Origin of the sequence: Brevibacterium daeguense, assembly GCF_021729135.1 — a bacterium.
GTDB classification, from domain to species: domain Bacteria; phylum Actinomycetota; class Actinomycetes; order Actinomycetales; family Brevibacteriaceae; genus Brevibacterium; species Brevibacterium daeguense.
On the sequence record NZ_JAJTWW010000001.1, the window covers coordinates 258650 to 273576 of the forward strand.

General features: G+C 68.1%; 11 protein-coding genes and 3 tRNA genes. 12 read left to right on the forward strand and 2 right to left on the reverse strand.

From position 1 onward, the window contains the following. Positions 1-65: 65 nt before the first annotated feature. Genes LXN01_RS01125 through LXN01_RS01135 form a run of 3 tightly spaced genes read left to right on the forward strand, consistent with a single transcriptional unit; the run spans position 66 to position 3164 of the window. Entirely contained in the window at positions 66-773 is a 708-nt protein-coding gene (locus tag LXN01_RS01125) for a demethylmenaquinone methyltransferase (RefSeq protein ID WP_236862710.1), read from the forward strand. Beyond that, positions 770-2077 carry a geranylgeranyl reductase family protein gene (locus LXN01_RS01130; RefSeq protein WP_236862711.1) on the forward strand — a complete coding sequence of 436 codons (1308 nt, stop codon included), beginning with the start codon at positions 770-772 and terminating at the stop codon, positions 2075-2077. The genes LXN01_RS01125 and LXN01_RS01130 overlap by 4 nt, the downstream gene beginning before the upstream one ends. Positions 2078-2081: 4 nt before the next feature. Beyond that, positions 2082-3164, forward strand: a complete 1083-nt coding sequence (locus LXN01_RS01135) for a polyprenyl synthetase family protein (RefSeq protein ID WP_236862712.1) — start codon at positions 2082-2084, stop codon at positions 3162-3164. Positions 3165-3221: 57 nt separating this feature from the next. On the opposite strand, the gene rarD is transcribed toward LXN01_RS01135, so the two are convergent. Then, entirely contained in the window at positions 3222-4142 is a 921-nt protein-coding gene (gene rarD, locus LXN01_RS01140) for an EamA family transporter RarD (RefSeq protein WP_236862713.1), read from the reverse strand. A 121-nt stretch (positions 4143-4263) separates the two neighbouring features. Between rarD and LXN01_RS01145 the strand changes: the two genes are divergently transcribed. After that, on the forward strand, positions 4264-5682 hold the full coding sequence (locus LXN01_RS01145; RefSeq protein ID WP_236862714.1) for an FAD-dependent oxidoreductase: 1419 nt from the start codon (positions 4264-4266) through the stop codon (positions 5680-5682). 163 nt (positions 5683-5845) lie between these two features. On the opposite strand, the gene LXN01_RS01150 is transcribed toward LXN01_RS01145, so the two are convergent. Further along, positions 5846-6337, reverse strand: a complete 492-nt coding sequence (locus LXN01_RS01150) for a YajQ family cyclic di-GMP-binding protein (protein ID WP_236862715.1) — start codon at positions 6335-6337, stop codon at positions 5846-5848. 209 nt (positions 6338-6546) lie between these two features. On the opposite strand from LXN01_RS01150, the gene LXN01_RS01155 reads away from it, so the two are divergent. The 8 genes from LXN01_RS01155 to LXN01_RS01190 all read left to right on the forward strand — a co-directional run bounded on the left by LXN01_RS01155 (position 6547) and on the right by LXN01_RS01190 (position 14888). Next, positions 6547-6628, forward strand: a tRNA-Tyr gene (locus tag LXN01_RS01155). Between the two features lie 146 nt (positions 6629-6774). Beyond that, positions 6775-8565: a glutaminase A gene (gene glsA, locus LXN01_RS01160; protein WP_236862716.1), complete on the forward strand. Its 1791-nt coding sequence runs from the start codon at positions 6775-6777 to the stop codon at positions 8563-8565. Next, complete coding sequence (locus LXN01_RS01165; protein ID WP_236862717.1) at positions 8562-9359, forward strand: glycerophosphodiester phosphodiesterase; 798 nt, start codon at positions 8562-8564, stop codon at positions 9357-9359. The genes glsA and LXN01_RS01165 overlap by 4 nt, the downstream gene beginning before the upstream one ends. Before the next feature lie 100 nt (positions 9360-9459). Further along, a complete protein-coding gene (locus LXN01_RS01170; RefSeq protein WP_236862718.1) occupies positions 9460-11583 on the forward strand; it encodes a hypothetical protein in 2124 nt (707 codons plus the stop codon). Further along, complete coding sequence (locus tag LXN01_RS01175) at positions 11583-13004, forward strand: hypothetical protein (RefSeq protein WP_236862719.1); 1422 nt, start codon at positions 11583-11585, stop codon at positions 13002-13004. Before LXN01_RS01170 ends, LXN01_RS01175 begins: the two co-directional genes overlap by 1 nt. A 79-nt stretch (positions 13005-13083) precedes the next feature. Continuing rightward, a tRNA-Thr gene (locus LXN01_RS01180) sits at positions 13084-13156 on the forward strand. A 27-nt stretch (positions 13157-13183) separates the two neighbouring features. Beyond that, positions 13184-13257, forward strand: a tRNA-Met gene (locus tag LXN01_RS01185). Positions 13258-13448: 191 nt separating this feature from the next. Beyond that, a complete protein-coding gene (locus tag LXN01_RS01190) occupies positions 13449-14888 on the forward strand; it encodes a phosphotransferase (protein WP_236862720.1) in 1440 nt (479 codons plus the stop codon). The last annotated feature ends 39 nt before the right edge of the window (positions 14889-14927 follow it).

Sequence of the window (14927 nt, forward strand, 5' to 3'; positions counted from 1 at the left end):
CTATCCGGACCGGCTGCCGGACCCCGATTGGCGCCCTGCAGTCGGAAGTTGAGATCATGGTCCTCATGATTCGCGCCCAGCTGGACAAGAAGAAGACCGATGTCGCATCGATGTTCGATGCGGTCGCGCGCCGCTACGACGTGACGAACGACGCGATGACCTTCGGGATCTCGCGGCTGTGGCGCATCGAGATCACCCGTGCTGTCGACCCGCGGCCGGGCGAGCGGATCCTCGACCTGGCCGCCGGCACCGGCTCATCCTCGGTGCCCTTCGCCAAGGCGGGCGCGGAAGTCGTCGCCGGCGACATCTCCGAGGGCATGCTCGCCGTCGGCCGGGAGAAGCACCCGGAGATCGAATTCGTCTACGCGGATGCGATGGATCTGCCCTTCGACGACGGTGAGTTCGACGTCGTCACGATCACCTACGGTCTGCGCAACGTCACCGATCCGCACCTGGGTCTGCGGGAGATGCTGCGCGTGCTCAAGCCCGGCGGGCGCCTCGTGGTGGCCGAGTTCTCGGCGCTGGAGTCGCGGATGCTCAACTCGGTGTACAAGGAGTACATCATGGCGGCCCTGCCGACCGTCGCCCGCGCGGTGAGCTCGAACCCGGAGGCCTACGTGTACCTGGCCGAGAGCATCCGCGCCTGGCCGGACCAGCTGACGCTGTCGCACTGGATCCTCGACGCCGGCTTCGACCAGGTGAAGTACCGCAACCTCACCGGCGGCGTCGTCGCCCTCCACCATGCGCTCAAGCCCGCGGAGCCCGCTGCATGACGACCACGATCGACGCCGACGCCATCGTCGTCGGCGCCGGACCTGCGGGATCGACTGCGGCCGCGCACCTGGCAGGTGCCGGCTTCGACGTCGTCATCCTCGAGAAGTCGTCGTTCCCGCGCGACAAGATCTGCGGGGATGCGCTGACCCCGCGCGCCGTGCGCGAGCTCGCCGCCCTCGACTTCGAGACCCCGGAGTCCGCCGGCTGGCACCGCAACCGGGGCCTGCGGCTGATCGGAGGCGGGCACCGCCTCGAGATCGACTGGCCGGAGGTCGGAGGAATGCCGGCCTACGGCCTCACCCGATCGCGGATGCGGCTGGACGAGGAGCTCGCTCGCCACGCCCAGTCCCGCGGCGCCCGGCTCTACGAACAGGTATTCGCCTCGGAGCCGGTGTTCGGCGCCGACGGCTGGGTGACCGGCGTCAAGGCGACGGGGACCGACCATCGCGGCCGCAAGGTGGGCCCGGACGCACTGTTCCGCGCCCCGGTCGTGATCGCCGCGGACGGTGTGTCCGCCCGCATGGCAGTGGCGCTGGGCATCGAGAAGCGCGACGACCGGCCGATGGGAGTGGCCGTCCGCACGTACCACTCCTCGCCGCGTCACAGCGACGATCACATCGAGAGCTGGGTCGAGCTGCGGCAGCGCTCGGAGGACGGCGCGCCGGGCGAGGCGATGCCCGGTTACGGCTGGCTGTTCCCGATGGGCGACGGCACCGTCAACGTCGGCCTGGGCATCCTCGACACCTCGCCGCAGTTCGGCCAGGTCTCCCTGCGCACGGTCCTCGACGAATGGCTCCAGGCGATGGGCTCAGAATGGGCGATCGGCCCGGACACTCGGTTGGAACCGGTCCGCAGCGCAGCCCTGCCCATGGCCTTCAACCGCACTCCCCACTTCAGCCGGGGCGTGCTGCTGGTCGGCGACGCAGGGGGGATGGTCAATCCATTCAACGGGGAGGGCATCGACTACGCCATGGAGTCCGCCCGGCTGGCAGCCGAGGTGATCGCCACCTATTCCCGCTATCCCGAGGCGGCGCGCCGGGAGAGGCTTCGGGAATATCCCGGCCTGGTCCGGGACAGCCTCGGCGGCTACTTCACCCTCGGGCGGATCTTCGCGAAGATCATCGGCCGACCGGAGATCATGAGCCTGGCCATCAAGTACGGTATGAGTGTCGACACGCTGATGACCTTTGTGGTGAGACTGCTGGCCAACCTGTACCAGGACGAGGCGGGTGCAGACCGCGATCTGTACGATCGCATCATCACCGCCCTGACCCGCCTGGTCCCCGCGACCGGCAACGAATGAGCCCATGAGGACGATTGAAGAGGACATGACGAACGCCGCCGACGCCGGCCGCTCTTCTGCGGCAGACCCGACTCCCACCTCGGGCCCGCTCTCCCCGGCGACGTTCGCCCAGTCCGACTCCGCGCTCGCCCAGGCGCTCGCGGAGCGGCTGCTCGAAGTCGAGGACCTGCTCGACTCCGCGGTCGAGCAGACCGCGTCGCTGCCCAATGAGAGCTCGCACCATCTGCTGCGTGCAGGCGGCAAGCGGGTCCGTCCGATGCTCGTGCTGCTGGCAGCTCAGTACGGCGACCCCTCCCACCTGTCGGTCAGTCGTGCCGCCGCGGCCGTCGAGCTGATCCACCTCGCGACCCTCTACCACGACGACGTCATGGACGACGCCCCGATGCGCCGCGGCGCACCCTCGGCGCATGCGGTCTGGGGCAACAGCGTGGCCATCCTGACCGGCGACCTGCTGTTCGCGCGGGCCTCGCTGCTGACCGCGCAGATGGGGCCGGACGCGGTTCGGCTGCAGGCGGAGACCTTTGAACGGCTGGTCCTCGGCCAGCTCAACGAGTTCACCGGGCCCGGCGAGGGCGTCGACCCCGTCGCGCACTACCTGCAGGTGCTGGCCGACAAGACCGGATCGCTGATCGCGGCGTCCGGGGAGTTCGGGCTGCGCTATTCGCAGGCGCCGGCGGAGCTGATCCCGGTGCTGCGGGACTACGGCGAGAAGGTGGGAATCGCCTTCCAGCTCGCCGACGACATCATCGACATCGCCTCCGAGGGCGAGAAGTCCGGCAAGACCCCGGGCACCGATCTGCGGGAGGGGGTACCGACGCTGCCGGTGCTCTACCTGCAGGCCGACGCCGCCGCAGGAGACGCGGACGCGGCCTCCGTCGTGGCGCTGCTGGAGTCCGACCTGAGCACCGACGAGGCGCTTGAGCGGGCGCGCACCGCGCTCGTCGCCCACCCGGCGCTCGACCGCGCTCGGCAGACGGCTCGCTCCTGGTCGGATGCGGCGATCGCCGCGCTCGACCCGCTGCCGAGGGGCGAGGTCAAGGACGGGCTCGTCGAGTTCGCCCGCTCCGTCGTCGATCGCGTCGCCTGAGCCGTCGTCGATCGTTTCGCCTAAGCCGCCGTCGAGCGCGTCGCCCGAGCAGCTGCTTCAGCGGCGTCGGCGACGGTTCGCCTCCAGCATGTCGACGGTGAGGATGACGACCGCCGACCAGATGATGAAGAATCCGACCCAGCGTGCCGTCGTCATCTCCTCGCCCAGCACGGTCACGCCCAGGATGAACTGAATCGTCGGGGTGATGTACTGCATCATCCCCACCCAGGACAGCGGGATGCGCCGAGTCGCCGCGCCGAACAGGATCAGCGGTATCGCCGTGATCGGGCCCAGCGACAGCATGATGAGCAGGTGCCCGATCCCTTCGGTGCCGAAGTGGGAGTGCCCGGTCGCGGTGAGGATGAGGATCACGGCGACCGCGAACGGGGTGAGCACCGCCGTCTCGACCGTGAGGCCTTCGAGAGCTCCGACCCGGCCGCCGACCTTGTTCTTGAGGAGGCCGTAGGTGCCGAACGAGAAGGAGACGAGGAGCGCCAGCCAGGGGACCTGCCCGTAGCCGATCGCGATCACGATGACCGCGAAGGCTCCCACGGCCATGGCGACCCACTGGAGCGGACGCAGCTTCTCCCGGAGGAACACCACGCCCAGGAAGACGGTGACGAGGGGGTTGAAGAAGTAGCCCAGTGAGATCTCGACGACCCGGTTGAACTCCACGCCGAGCAGGAATCCGAACCAGTTGATCGCGATCACCACGCTGGCCAGCGTGAGGATCCAGAAGTCGCGCGGGGAGCGGAAGACCTGGCCGACCCGCGGGAATCCGCGCGCGAGCGTGAGCAGCATGGCGCAGAAGAGCATCGACCACAGGATCCGGTGGGCCAGGATCTCCAGGCTGCCGGCGGGTGCGGCTGCGGCGAAGACCAGCGGCATTCCGCCCCAGAAGAGGTAGCCCGAGAAGCCGAGGACGAGCCCCGCCCTGCGCCGCGCGGATTCCTCTGCTGCATGGTCTGCGTCAGTCACATCGGCAGTCTAGACACAATGTGCACAGTCTGCTGTGACTTCGGTGATTTCGGACACCTCTGGTCGCTGGGGGGCCTTAGGTGACACTAAGATGGGAGGTCGACCGACTGAAAGGTGTGTTATGACTCGTCCTCTCCGGGTGGCCATTGTGGGCGCAGGTCCTGCAGGAATCTACGCAGCCGATCTGCTGACCAAGGCCGAACGGGACTTCGACGTCAGCATCGATCTCTTCGAGCGTCTGCCGGCACCCTTCGGACTCGTCCGCTATGGAGTGGCACCGGACCATCCTCGGATCAAGGGCATCGTCAACGCCCTGATCAAGGTTCTCGATCGCGGTGACATCCGCCTGTTCGCGAACGTCGAGTACGGTGTCGACCTCCTGCGCGAGGAGCTGCAGGGGCACTACGATGCGGTGATCTTCTCGACCGGCTGCTTCATCGACGCCCGGCTCGACATCCCCGGCATCGAGCTCGAGGGATCCTACGGTGCCGCCGAATTCGTCAACTGGTACGACGCCCACCCCGACGTGCCGCAGACCTGGCCGCTGGATGCCGAGCGCGTCGCGGTCATCGGCAACGGCAACGTCGCCCTCGACGTGGCTCGCATCCTCGCCAAGCCCGCCGATGACATGCTGAGCACGGAGATCCCGGACCACGTGTACCAGGGGCTCAAGAACTCCCGTATCACCGATGTCCATGTGTTCGGTCGCCGCGGCCCCGCGCAGGCCAAGTTCACTCCGCTGGAGCTGCGGGAGCTGGGCCACGTCCGGGACGTCGACATCATCGTCTACCCCGAGGACTTCGAGTTCGATGACGCCTCGATGACGGCGATCCATTCGAACAACCAGACCAAGCAGGTCACCAAGACGCTGACCGACTTCACCCTGCGTGAGCCGACCGGCGCTTCCCGCAGGCTCCATCTCCACTTCCTCCATGCTCCCGTTGCGGTGCTGGGGGAGGAGCGCGTGGAGGGACTGCGCACCGAGCGTCAGGAGCTCGACGGCAGCGGAGGCGTGACCGGCACCGGCGAGTTCGTCGACTGGGAGATCGACGCGGTCTATCAGGCCGTGGGCTACTTCGGCACTGCGCTGCCGCAGCTGCCGTTCGACGACCGCAAGGGTGTGATCCCGAACCACGAGGGACGGGTCGCGGACACGCTGTCGCAGAGTGACGCTTCGGAGGCCCCCGTGCTGCCGGGCGTCTATGCCACCGGCTGGATCAAGCGCGGTCCCGTCGGGCTGATCGGCCACACCAAGGGCGACGCCCTGGAGACGATCACGCACCTCATCGAGGACCACCTCGCCGGTCGGCTGCCTGCCCCCGAGGCGCCGGACGAGGACGCGATCGTCGACCTGCTGAGTGCCAAGTCCGTCGACTTCGTCGACTGGGAGGGCTACCACCTGCTGGAAGCGGCTGAGCGGGCGCTCGGCGAGCCGCATGGCCGCGAGCGGATCAAGATCGCCACGCGGGAGGCGATGCTGGCCGAGGCGCGTCGTGCCGTCCATCCGGCGGGTTCGGCCATCGGATCTGCCGCCGACTGAGCCCCCGGCCGGCAGTGCTCGTCACAGCGCCTTCAGCTGCTTCGGCAGTCTGCAGATGAGGCGGGCAGGTCATCAGCTGAGATGGGCAGGGAATCGGGCGCCGGCCTGATTCCCTGCCCATTCGCGTCTCACATCGTGCGAGATGCTGCGCCGGCGGACGAGTTCAGCGATAGTTCGTGAACTGCAGGTCGACGTCGAGGTCCTTGCCCTTGAGCAGAGCGATCACCGACTGCAGATCGTCGCGCTTCTTGGAGCTCACTCGCAGCTCGTCGCCCTGGATCTGAGCCTTGACTCCCTTCGGCCCCTCGTCGCGGATGAGCTTCGAGATCTCCTTCGCATTCTCCTTGTCGATGCCCTCCTTGAGCTGAGCCTCGATCCGGAACTCCTTGCCCGACGGATACGGTTCGCCGGAGTCGAGCGACTTCAGCGAGATGCCGCGCTTGACGAGCTTCGACTGGAACACGTCGAGCACGGCCTTGACGCGATCGTCGCTGTCGGCCTTCATGAGGATCTTCTCGCCCGACCACTCGATCGAGGCGCCGGTTCCCTTGAAGTCGTAGCGGGAACTGATCTCCTTGGCAGCCTGATTGAGGGCGTTGTCCGCCTCCTGCCTGTCCACTTTGGACACAATGTCGAATGACGAGTCACTGGCCATCGGCTTCTCCTAGCACGTACGCGGGTATCTGTCCGGCCAAGTCTAGTGGCGCGCGGCCGCCCGGACCGGGTGGTGCGCTCGGCCCGGGCGGCCGTCGTACCACTCGTGGTCGTGGCTGCGGATGCCTCGGGGACGCATTTGGTGTTTTCTCCCGGCGCCTAGTATTCTTCCTTAGGTGCTCGACGAGTTCTGCTCGTCGAAATCATCCCGGCAGGTTGCCCGAGCGGCCAAAGGGAGCTGACTGTAAATCAGCCGGCATTGCCTTCATAGGTTCGAATCCTATACCTGCCACGGGAACAGAATGAGGCCCGGAATCCAGCGGACATGCTGGGTTCCGGGCCTCATTCGCTGCCGGTGGCGCGCCGGCTGCGAAAGTCGAGCCGGACGGCGTGAATCCCGGGCGCGCGCTCGCGTGAATCGCCGTTAGTGTTGGTCCCATGTACTCCCCGATCCAGAAGTACCTCGACGAGGTCCACGCCGGCCTGTTCCGCATCCACGGCGGATCGACCGAATCCCCCAACCGTGTTCTCGCGAGCAAGGACCCGAACCTTGTCGGGCTTGCGCTGACCACCTCCGACGGCTTCACCTACACCGTGGGGGACGCCGACGAGCGATTCTCCATGCAGTCCATCTCCAAGGTCTTCAGCTACGCGATCGCGCTCCAGGACAACGGCTTCACGTTCATGGACTCGAAGATCGACGTCGAGCCGTCCGGCTCCTCCTACAACGATCTGTCATCCGAATCCGGCAGCGGCAGGCCCAAGAACGCGCTCATCAACATCGGTGCCATCGCTGCGACCGCCCACATCATCCCCGACTCCGGGGAGTCCGTCTTCGACAAGATCCTGCGGGTGTACTCGGCATGCGCCGGCCGGCAGCTCGACGTCGACGAGGACGTCTACGCCAGTGACAGCGCCGGCAGCGCCCACAACCGTGCGCTCACCTGGTTCCTGTCCTCGTGGGGAATCATCGAGGGCGATCCCATTCCCGCCCACGACGACTACACCCGGCAGTGTGCGGTCAGTGTCAGCGCCCGTGACCTGTCGGTGATGGCGGCGACGCTGGCCAACCTCGGCGTCAACCCGCAGACGGGGGAGAGGGTGTTCGAGACCAAGATCGTGCAGCGAGTGCTGTCGGTGATGCTCACCTGCGGGATGTACGACGACTCGGGGGACTGGGTCTCCAGCGTGGGGATGCCTGCCAAGAGCGGGGTCGGCGGCGGAATCATCTCCGTGCAGCCCGGCCAGCTGGGAATGGCCTCGTTCTCGCCGCCGCTGGACGAGCACGGCTCCAGTGTCCGCGGGCTGGCGGCCCACCGGTGGATGTCCCGGGATCTCGAGCTGCACTTCGTGCGCACCTCGAACGCAGGCCGTTCCACCATCCGGTCCCGGGAGTCGATCGACCGGCTGCCCTCGAGCACCCGTCGGCCGGACGTCGCTGAAGAGGTGCTGGCGGAGTACGGCCACCTGGCACAGGTCATCGAGGTGATGGGCGACCTGCGCTTCTCGGGTGTGGAGGTCGTCTCCCGCGCGGTCAGCGATCTGCACGAGGACACCCTCTGCGTCGTGCTCGATCTCACCCGCGCCGACGAGGTCGCCGATGTGTCGGTGCGTGCCCTCTCGCGCCTGGCGCAGACCCTGGGCTCCCACACGGCCCTGGGCCTGGTCGACCCGGAGGAGCGGATGGCCGAGCTCATGGTGCCGGTCCAGATGGAGCTCGCGGTGTTCGCCTCCCGCAATGAGGCGCTGGTGTGGGCGGAGGACCGCATCCTGGAGGTCTACGGCAACGAGGACTGCTTCCCCGAGGATGAGACCGAGCATGCTGTGCTCATCGAGCGCGTCGACGAGACGTTCCGTGACGACATCGAGCAGTATCTCGTCGCCGAGAGCTACGAGGCCGGGGAGACCATCCGCAATATCGGGGACCCCTTCGACGGCATCCGGTTCATCACCTCGGGCACGGTGCACACGCTCTCGCCTGCGGAGACCGGCCGCGAGGTGATCACGATCCTGACGGCGGGCATGTCCTTCGGAGAGCTGTCCCTCAACGATCACTTCAATCAGCCGTTCACCGTCCGGGCCGAGACGGATGTCGAGATCAGGCTCCTGCCGCGGGATGCGATCGATCGGCTCACCGAGAACTCCCCGCGGGTGGCGGCGCATCTGTGGCGGGCGATCGCGGTGGAAGGCTACGCACGCCTCGGTCAGACCCTGCGAGGGCACAGTTGAGGTTCGATGAATACCTGCGGATGCACGAGCATCCGGGGGTGCCCGGCTCCGATGTCAAACCCTGGGTGATCGCGCACCGGGGCTACTCCGGCGCAGCTCCGGAGAACTCCCTGGCGGCGATCGATGCTGCCCGAGCCGTGGGCTCGGACTTCATCGAGGTCGATCTGCGGCTGAGCGGGGACGGCACGCCCTACATCCTGCACGACTCCAGTCTGAACCGGACGACGAACACCTCAGGCAACATCGGGCAGATGAGCCAGGAGCGCATCTCGCTCGCGGATGCCGGCTCCTGGCTGGGTCCCGGCTTCGCCGGACAGCGCATTCCACGGCTGCGCACTGTGCTGGCCGATCTCGCCGAACACGGCGGCAACCTGCTGCTGGAACTCAAGGATGATTGGTCGCCGGGTGCGGTGGCGCAGGTGGCCGAGGACATCATCGACACCGGAATGGCGGACCGCGTCATCATCCAGAGCTTCTCCACCGAGACCCTCGAAACCGCCCGCGACCTCATCCCGATGGTCCCGCGGGGACTGCTGCGGCTGGTTCCGAAGGACGACGACATGGCCGTCGCCGACGAGCTCGAGGTGATCGCCTACAACCCCTCGCAGCGCGGCTTCTTCATGCGCAGGCAGCTGGTCGAGGAGTTCATGGAGCTGGGTTTCGGCGTCTTCGTCTGGACAGTCGACGAACCTGCCAACTGGGAGCGGCTGCTGGGCTCGGGGGTGTCCGGGATCATCACCAATCAGCCCGGCCGCCTGCAGGGATTCCTGGCCGCGAAGTTCGACCCCGTCTGAGTCCCTCGCGCGCCTCGGGCCGGGTCGAGGTGTCCGGGCCGTGACAGATCCGACACACGGCCTGCGCGGATGCGTGACGTCACTCGCTTAGGCTGAGCCCATGCCCCCCAGCCGAATCGCCCTGACAGTGCTGTGCCCGGTGGTGCTGCTGCTGAGCAGCATGCTCCTCGGAGCTGCACCCGCTGCGGCTGTGACGGAGCCGCTCCGGTCCGCCGAGGCGCGGGCTGCTGCCGACGCCTACGTGGAGGAGCAGATCGCTGCGGTCGGAGCGGCGTGGGACGCCGGCGAGGTGTTCGCCGATCCGGGCGCCGCGGCGTTCTGGGACGACAGGCAGCAGGCGATCGTGGCCGAGCAGGTCCAGCGGGCGGAGCGGACCGGTGCCGCGGTGAACATCGCGCTGGTCGCCGCCCGGCCCGACTACGACCGGGACGGTGAGCACCTCGGAACTCAGCGCGATCCGCTCCTGCAGCGGATCCTGATGGGGGACGCCCAGGCCCGATCGGTGGATTCGGCGGTCTACGTCGTGTGGGACGAGCGTTCCGTCTACTCGCTGGTGGTGGAGGACGGTGTGCTGGTGCGCGACCTGGGGGAGCACTTCCACCAGGACCTGAATGCGGAAGTCCCCGGTCCCGCGATTCACTACGCGCTGCGCACTCTCGATCCCGCAGAGAGCACGGAGCTGACCGACGTCGAGCGCGAGCCGCGGTTCCAACTGGCGTCACCGCGAACCCCGATGGAGGTCGTCCGGCAGGGCCATCAGGCATTCGACTTCTTCTCGCTGCTCCTCGGTCTGGGAGTGATCGCGGTCCTGACCTTCCTTCACACCGGCGCACGGCCGCTGCTGAACCGCATTCGGGGGCAGGAGCGGGAAGCGCCGCGGAGCCACCGGGTCGGTGGAAATGGCAGCCGCCGCGCACGGAGCGCGAACGAGCCATCCCGTGACCGGCAGCTCGACAGGCTGCATGAGAAAGCGGTCCTGGGGCACCGATGGCTCCAGCGGACGACGAAGCTCAGCGCCGACACCAAGGACGCGGTGAGCCGCCTGCCCGAACCCGAGGCGACGAGCAACCCGGTCGTGCTGGCCGCGTGGAGTGCCCTGGCCGATGAGGCTCGGGGAGCTGCGAGCCGACGATGCTTCTTCCGGCCCGACCTCTGTGCCGAGGCGACTCGCACCTGGGACGCGCTCGGCACCGACCTCGAGGTTCCGGTCTCCGAGGGTGTCCGCGCGGCACTCGACGACGGTCGCGACCCGAGTTATCTGTCGGCGAAGGGGATCGATCGCGGCAGGCCCTACTGGAGGGAGAAGAAGTCCCCGTTCGCCGCCAGCGGCTTCGGCGCATTCGGCCCGCTGAGCGCCGCCATCGCTGCGATGCCGGAATCGTGGAGTCCGCCACCGGGTCCGGGGGCTCCCCGGGGGAACCGCGGTGCGGCGAGCAGCAGACGGGACAGCACACCCCGTGCAGGACGGTCCCGCCCCCTCTGGGCAGACGTGCTGGTCGTGGGAGTCCTGATTCCGGTCGTCGCCATCGCACTCGCGACGGCGGTCTCCTGGCACAATCACACCGCACAGGTCGCCATCGCCTCGCCCGCGAACCTCGGGCCCGGCGCGGTGGTCGGGTCCGTGGACACCACGAGGACCGACAGCATCGTCTCCGCTCTGCGCGAGGACCAGGTCTACATCGACCCGGGGATGCGGATGCACTTCAGCCCCGCGGACGAGGAGCGCCTGGAACAGGCCGCGGCGGACGCGGGCCCCGAGGTCGCCGTCGTCGCGCTCGACTTCGTCGGCACCGACGAGTTCCGTGGCGATAAGGGGCTCTTCCTTCGTGAGGTCTACGCACACCTGCCGGGTGATGCCGTGGTGCTGCTGGTCGGAGCGGTAGGGGTGGACCTGGAGACGCACGAGGTGATTCCCGATTTCGAGGCGATGTCCGCCGTCCGCGACCGCATCTGGGACCTGCCGGTCCATGCCGAGGCGGCTGAATACCTTCAGGCCTGGCCGCAGTTCGAATGGGTCGCGAACACGGGATCGCTCAACGACTTCGAGACGACCGCCCAGCGACTCGCCGACCGCTACGAGCCCCGATCCATGCCCGGGTCGCCGGAATACTTCACCGAAGTCCGCAACGGCCAGATCGCAGTGGGAGTCGTCATTCTGCTCGCCGCGCTCGTCGTGCTCACCCTGCTGCGCATCCGTCGCAGCATCACGAAGGAGAACCGCTGATGACCACCATCGGGCTCACGCGACGCGTCGCGGCGGCGGCTGCCGCCGGTCTCACCGCAGCCGTCCTCAGCGTCGCGCCCGCCGGGGCGACGTCGCCGGGGCAGGCCGCCGAGGCGCCCGCGGCGGTCGGCCACGCACCTGCCGACCCGCAGGCTGCGCCGGAAGCCGAGGAGTCGTCGGCGGAAGCCGCTCCGGCCGGTGAGGGAGCCGCCTCGGATGCAGGGAGCGCAGTCCCCGATGCAGACCGCGGAACCCCCGATGCGGAGAGCGCAGCGCCGGAGATCGAGGGCAGCGCAGACCTGCAGGACGCGCTCGCCGTGGCCGAGCACTGGCAGCGCGACGCGCTCTACATCGACCCGCGGATTCAGAATCCGTATCCCGCATCGACCTACGAGGCGATCCGCGACAAGCTCACGCAGACCAAGCACCCGACCTACGTGGCCTTCCTGGAGACGGACGACTACAAGGAAGCCACCGATTTCGCGACCCTCCTGGCCAATGCCCACGGCGACCACGGAGTGTTCCTGGTCGTGCCGTCCGACGGCGACCTCGTCCACAGCTCTGATCTTCCCGATCCGCAGGAGGAGAATGCCGTCGCGGACCAGATGTATCGCTGGAACGTCGATCCGAACAGGCGGATGTCCGATCTCGAATGGCTCAATGACGTCCTCGACCGGCTCGTCGACCCGCAGCCGATCGAGTACCGGTCCTCGCCGTGGGATCGCGTGGCCGGGAGCTGGTACCTGCACCCGGTGCGCAACTCGGTGATCGCGGGGGTGCTCCTGCTCGCCGTGTTCGCCGGAGTCTGGCTGCTGGCCTCGCGCCGCCCGGTGAAGAAGCGCAAGTACCGGATCCCTGCGGACGTGATGGCTGCTGCGCGCAGCGCGAGCCGCAGGAACATGCGGGACGGGCTGGGCGGCGATGCACTCCGGATCGCCGAGCGACTCGAATCGCTGCAGACGCAGGGGCTGTCGCCCGAGCAGTCCGACACCGTCCAGCAGGGCCTCGACGCCTACGGCCTGGCCCGGCGGATCGCCGACGACGAGTCCGCCAGAGAGGACGACCTGGTCGGGGCGCTGGTGCTGTTCGATCTTGCGGAACGGTCCCTGGAATCGGTCGAGCGCCAGCGATCGTCACGGCTGTCGCGCAGCTTCACGCCCCGTGGGCTGTGCACGGTGAATCCGCGGCACGGTGAGGCGCGGAAGTCGATCACCGTCGACGCCGGCGGCGCTCATGAGAGCATGCCGCTGCCGGTCTGCGGGAAGTGCGCTGCGGACCAGAAGGCGCAGAATCCGCTCCAGTGGCTGCGGGTGGACGGGAAGCCGTATCCGGAGCATCGGACGGTCTGGGCGGACACGCTCTACGGCGCGACCGAGGCCGATCTGGTGAGAGAGGTGACCCGGGCGCGGGCGGTCGCGTGATGGCCGCGCGCACCTCGGTTCCCGCTGCGGAACCCGGTTTTGCATCTACCCGGCGGCGTGTGTAGAGTATCTACTCGTTGCCCCAATAGCTCAGTCGGCAGAGCGTTTCCATGGTAAGGAAAAGGTCAAGGGTTCGATTCCCTTTTGGGGCTCTCGTACGAATCACGATTCGTGCACAGGGCGGGGTAGCTCAGCTGGTTAGAGCGCACGACTCATAATCGTGAGGTCGCGGGATCGAGTCCCGCTCCCGCTACGACACCATCGCACAAGGCCGGCACCGGAAGGTGCCGGCCTTTGCTGTGCTCGGTTCCGCTTGTGCTGTGCTCGGCTCCGCTTGACCCGCTCGTCGCGATGCGGCATGCTTCAGTTCGTAGCGAACGTTTGATCAGTCTTTTACCCCTCGATCGGACGACATTCGATCAGCAGAGCAGCAGGGGAGCGCAGATGAAGGACATGGAATCCGCCGGGCACGGAGGTCAGGGGGATCTGCAGCGGCGGCTCACGCAGATCGTGGGCGTCCCGATCCGCGAGCTCGACGTCCGGCCGCTGGCAGGCGGAGCAAGTCGGCAGCTGCTGAAGCTGACCGCGCAGACTCCGGACGGTCCGCGACCCGCCGTGCTCCGCGCCGACCACGAGGGAGACACGCAGCCGAAGGCGAACTTCACCGAGGCCGCGGTGCTGGCGGCAGCGGGTGCCGCCGGAGTCCCCTGCCCGCGGCTGCTCCACGACGACACCCCCGGCGAGCTCATCGGGACGCCCGGGATGCTCATCGAATTCGTCGAGGGTGAGACGATCGCGCGCAGGATCCTCCGTGACGAGCGCTTCGCCGCGGCGCGGCGGGCACTTCCGGCGGATCTCGCGCGAGCGGCAGCGGCGATCCACGCGATCGATCCGAACAGCCTCTCCGAAGCCGGACTGCGTGAGCTGGTCGACCCGGTGGCGTCCCTGGCCGAGGAGTACCGTGAGATCGGGATTCAGCGACCGGTCTTCGACCTCGCGCTCGCCCGGTTGGAGGACACACGCCCGGAGAACACGACCGGAACGGCAGTCGTCCACGGCGACTTCCGCCTCGGGAACCTCATGGTCGACGAGTCCGGGCTGGCGGCGGTCCTCGACTGGGAACTCGCCCACCTCGGTGACCCCGATGAAGATCTCGGATACCTGACGATGCGAGCGTGGCGGTTCGGCGGTCCGGGCGAGGTCGCCGGACTCGGGGACCTCGACGCCTTCCTCGACGACTACGCTCGGGCGAGCGGACGGCGTCCGGACACGACGGCTGTGCGCTGGTGGCAGGCGCGCGCGACGCTGTGGTGGGGGATCGGCACCCTGCGTCAGATGCAGCGTGCTCACGAGAACCACCCCAATGAGCTCGAGCTGCTGGCGATCGGCCGCCGTGCGGCTGAGCAGGAGCACGACCTGCTGCAGCTGCTGTTCCCGGACTCGCTGCCGGACCCCGCGGAAGCGGGAGCCGCAGGGGCCCCCCGCTCCGCTGCCGGGGCACCCCGCTCGGACCGCGCGGCGGCCGCGAATGTGGATCCGCTGGATCCGGACGACCTGTTCTCGGCGCCGTGCGCAGCCGAGCTGCTCGGCGCGCTGTCCCGGTGGATCGACCGGGACGTCGTCAGCTCGGATGATGCGCCGAGCAGCTTCCGGGGTCGAGTGGCGCGCAATGTCGTCGACCTCGTCGGCCGGCAGCGCGAACTCGAACCGGTGGCGACTGCGAGCTCGGCGTCCGCGCTCGCCACCCTGGGCTTCGCCTCGGAACCGGAGCTGGCCGCCGCGATCCGCTCCGGTGCCGCCCGGGATGTCGATCTCCTCGTTCCCGCGCTCGACCTCATCACCCGCTTCCGGCTGTCGGCATCCAATCCCCGGTACCTCGGCTGACTCGCGGCTCCCGCATTCTCTGAGCAGGCGAAGATCCCG